This window comes from Mesorhizobium sp. M5C.F.Ca.IN.020.29.1.1, from assembly GCF_003997375.1.
Classification (GTDB): domain Bacteria; phylum Pseudomonadota; class Alphaproteobacteria; order Rhizobiales; family Rhizobiaceae; genus Mesorhizobium; species Mesorhizobium wenxiniae.
The window spans coordinates 1-3,645 of sequence record NZ_RZSW01000590.1 but is presented as its reverse complement, the minus strand read 5'-3'; the positions used below and the strand labels follow the sequence as shown (position 1 = coordinate 3,645).

Sequence of the window (3,645 nt, the reverse complement as noted above, 5' to 3'; positions counted from 1 at the left end):
GCGGTGACCCTGCGGATGCGGCCCGGCCATTCCTCGACATCCCTGACGCTGCCGCCGGCGGCGAGCGTCGCGCCGTAGATGTTGGCCATCGAATCCTGCTTGTCGCGGGCGAAGATCATCGAGCGGACGAACCGATCCTTGGCCTTCTCCAGCTCGCCTGACGTGACGCCGTCCTTGGCGATGCGGGCGACCTCGGCCTCGACCGCCGCCTGGACATCGGCCAGCTTGGCGTCGCCGCGCGGCGCGCCATAGACGGTGAAGTTGGTGGCATCGAGCATGGTGCCCTGGAAGAAGGCGCCGGCCTCGGCGGCGATGCCCTGCTTGACGACAAGCTGCTGGTGGAGCCGGCTGCGGCTACCGCCGCCGAGGATCTCCGCCAGCAAGTCCAGCGCTTCCGCTTCGCCCGGCTTTGCAGTGTGATAGGAGGGAACCACCCATTGCGTCGAAAAGTTCGGCACACTGACACGCGCGTCAGTGAGCGTCACCGTGCGCCTGGTGTTCTGCTCGGGTTCGACCGGACGGATGCGCGGCGGCAGGTCTGGACCACGCGCAATCTTGCCATACGTCTTTTCGGCCAGCGCCTTGACCACCTCCGGGTCGACATCGCCGGCCACCACCAGCACGGCGTTGTTGGGCGTGTAATATTTGTCGTAGAAAGCCTTGGCATCGGCGCGGTTCAGCTTCTCCATCTCCTGCATCCAGCCGATCACCGGAATGCGATAGGGCTGGTTCTGCCAGAGGGTGGCGTCGACCTCCTCGCCGAGCACCGCCTGCGGATTGCTGTCGATGCGTGAGCGGCGTTCCTCCAGGATCACGTCCCGCTCGGTGGCGATGACATTGTCGTTGAGGATGAGGTTGCGCATGCGATCAGCCTCGAAATCCATCATCTGCTCGAGCGCCTGCGGCACCACCGTCTCGTAAAACGCGGTGTAGTCATAAGAGGTGAAAGCGTTGTTCGAACCGCCGATCGCGGAGACGGCGCGGTCGAACGCGCCGGCCGCGTGATTGGTCGTCGCCTTGAACATCAGATGCTCGAAGAAATGGGCGATGCCGGACTTGCCGGGCGGCTCATCCGCGCTGCCGATCTTGTACCACACCATATGGGTGACGATCGGCGCCCGGTGATCGGGAATGACGACAACCTCCATGCCGTTGTCGAGCAGGAAATTCGTTACCTTGCCGTCGTTGTTGTCGGCCAGCACCGGGCCGGTCATCACGAGAGCCAGCGCCAAGAGCGTTCCGCGCAGCCATTCAGCGTGAGGTGTCATCAATGGCTCCGGTTGTCATGGGCGGGACGATAGGCGGGGATGGCAATACAGGCAAAGTGATTTGTTCGTCATTTTCGCGCGCAAAGGAGGCCGAACTCAGGCGGCTTCGATAAAGCGGATAACCGTCTCGCCATAGCTGCGCTCATCGACAACCGAAAAGCCCGGCCCTGCCTCGAACGGCGCCGCTGCCGCCTCCTCGACGACGCAGAGCGCGCCGGGGGCGAGCCAGCCGCCGGCCTTGGCCAAGCGCAAGGCACGCTCACCCAGTCCCTTGCCATAGGGCGGGTCGGCGAACACCAGGCCGAACGCGGCGATCGTGCCCGCGTCGCCCAGGGCCGTAGCGTCGCGACGAAATATCTTGGTACGCCCGGTGAGGCCGAAGGCCTCGACATTGGTGCGGATCAGGCCGCGCCCTTCCGCCGATTCTTCGATGAAGACGCCATAAGATGCGCCGCGTGACAGCGCCTCGAGTCCGAGCGCGCCGGTGCCGGCGAACAGGTCGAGCACGCGCGCGCCGGCCAGCCTGTCGGGAAAGCGATGCGCCAGCACGTTGAAGACAGCCTCGCGGGTGCGGTCGGTGGTCGGGCGGATAGCGCTTGAGCGGGGCGTCGCCAGCGGACGCCCGCGAAACTCACCGCCGACGATCCGCATTGCCTCCCCTTGATCCCTTGGGGCCGCTGCGCGGCCGGTCGCCGCCTTTGCCGCTATCACTGCTGCCGGAATTGGGGCGTTCGCCACGCGGCTTGCCGAACGGCTTTGCCCCTCCGGGTTTGGCCGGCTTGCCGTAAGACGGCTTGAACGAGGCCTTGCGTTCCTTGGCTTCGGCCGCCTTGGCGGCATCGGCGTCCGCCCTGCCCTTGCCGATCGGCCGCGCGCCCGGCGCCATCCAGACATTGGCCTTGCGCTGGCCCGGCGGCTCGATCGGACGCTGCTCGCGTTCGGACTTTTTCCCGCCGCCCGGTTTTCCGCCAAAGCCGCCCGGCCTCGGGCCGCGATCGCCAAAGCCGTCGCGTTCAGGCCCGCCGCGTGATTTTGGGCCACGCTCACCAAAGCTCTTTTCCGGCACAAAGCTTCTGCCGGGACTTGTCGACAGCTTGCCCAGCGCCGCGTCGCGGCTGCCTTCGCGGCGTTTGCGGTTCTTGATCAATCCGCCTTCGCCGATCGGGCGGCGTTCGCCGTCGCGGGTGAATTTCGGCCGCTCCGGTTCCTCTTCCCGCACCGCTTCGCGCCGCACCGGCCTGTTGGAAAACGGCTTGGTGATGTCAGCGTCGAAATTGGCGCCGGACTCCTCGACCAGGCGTTCGCCAAGCTGGTCGCGCAGCACCCGACCCTTGATCTCCAGCACATGGCCCTCCGGCAGGTCGTCGAGCTGGAACGGTCCGTAGGAAATGCGGATCAGTCGCGTCACGTCGAGGCCAAGCGAGCCCAGTATGTTCCTGACTTCGCGGTTCTTGCCTTCGCGCAGGCCGAGCGTCAGCCAGGCGTTGGTGCCTTGCTCGCGGTCGAGCGTCGCCTCGATGGCGCCATAAAAGACGCCGTCAACGGCAATGCCTTCGCGCAAGCCGGCGAGCGCACTTTCCTCGACCTTGCCGTGGACGCGCACGCGGTAGCGCCTGAGCCAGCCAGTCGCCGGCAGTTCGAGCACGCGCGCCAGTCCGCCATCATTGGTGAGCAGCAGCAGGCCTTCGGTGTTGATGTCGAGCCGGCCGATAGTCATCAGCCGCGGCAGCTCGGCCGGCAGCACGTCGAAGACGGTCTTGCGGCCCTCGGGATCACGGTTGGTGGTGACGACGCCGGCCGGCTTGTGGAACAGGAACAGCCGGGTGCGCTCGATCGGCGGGATCTCCATGCCGTCGAGATGGATGATGTCGCCAGGCATAACATTGAAGGCGGGCGAGGACAGCACCCTTCCATTGACCTTGACGCGGCCGGCCGCGATCAGCTCCTCGGCATCGCGGCGCGAGGCAAGGCCGGCGCGGGCCAGCCGCTTGGCAATGCGCTCACCAGCCTCTTCCGTCGCTTCGGCGGGACGCGGGCGAGGCTTGAAGCCGCCGGCCGATGCCCCTTGGTGCCGATCACCGGCAAAATCGCGCTTGGGGCGATCACTGAAGTCTCCCTTGGGACGGTCGAAGCGCCTTTCGTTGCGCTCGCCTTCGGCAGCCGCCGGCCGGTCACCGCGTGGCGCGTAGGGTTTTCGAGGCCCCTCGCGCTTTTCATAAGGTTTGCCTTCAGGGCGCGGCCCCTTGCCGAACGGCCGGTCGCCACTCTTGAAGTCGCGCTTCGGCCGCTCGCCGTCAGCCGCGATCGGGCGGTCGCCGCGCGGGGCGTATGGCTTGCGCGGCCCCTCACGCTTTTCATAGGGCTTGCCTTCAGGGCG

3 protein-coding genes are annotated in these 3,645 nt (G+C 66.6%); all 3 read right to left on the bottom strand.

Annotated elements, in window-relative coordinates; genetic code table 11:
- Positions 1–1,268: pitrilysin family protein (locus EOA85_RS30275; protein ID WP_164759981.1), on the bottom strand; the 1,268-nt coding region annotated here is incomplete at its 3' end.
- A 96-nt stretch (positions 1,269–1,364) separates the two neighbouring features.
- Positions 1,365–1,919 (bottom strand): 16S rRNA (guanine(966)-N(2))-methyltransferase RsmD, encoded by a 555-nt coding sequence (gene rsmD, locus EOA85_RS30270; RefSeq protein ID WP_127212190.1) that lies wholly within the window; start codon positions 1,917–1,919, stop codon positions 1,365–1,367.
- Positions 1,900–3,645 (bottom strand): pseudouridine synthase (locus tag EOA85_RS30265; RefSeq protein WP_164759980.1); only part of this gene is annotated, 1,746 nt, incomplete at its 5' end. The genes EOA85_RS30265 and rsmD, both read right to left, overlap by 20 nt.